Raw genomic sequence first — 251 nt, 5'->3', positions numbered from 1 at the left:
GGCGGTCGGAGGTTCGTCTCCTTCCATGAGCGCCACTTTCATTTTATTGCAGCAATTCGATTGATGCAGTAAATAAGAAACCTGTTACACCAGACAAAAAGTTTACTGCGCGCATGTAGCTCAGCTGGATAGAGTACCTGGCTACGAACCAGGCGGTCGGAGGTTCGACTCCTTCCATGCGCGCCACTTTCATTTTATTGCAGCAATTAGATTGATGCAGTAAATAAGCTATCTCGTATACAAGTCTGACG

At 46.6% G+C, this 251-nt stretch carries 1 tRNA gene; it reads left to right on the top strand.

The window, feature by feature from the left end:
- Window positions 1-109 precede the first annotated feature (109 nt).
- Window positions 110-186 (top strand) — tRNA-Arg (locus Q4519_RS21945).
- Window positions 187-251: the final 65 nt, after the last annotated feature.

Source organism: Motilimonas sp. 1_MG-2023, from assembly GCF_030547455.1.
Lineage (GTDB): Bacteria > Pseudomonadota > Gammaproteobacteria > Enterobacterales > CBDFNC01 > Motilimonas.
The sequence above is the reverse complement of the archived record's forward strand: the minus strand, read 5'-3'. Positions and strand labels throughout refer to the sequence as shown.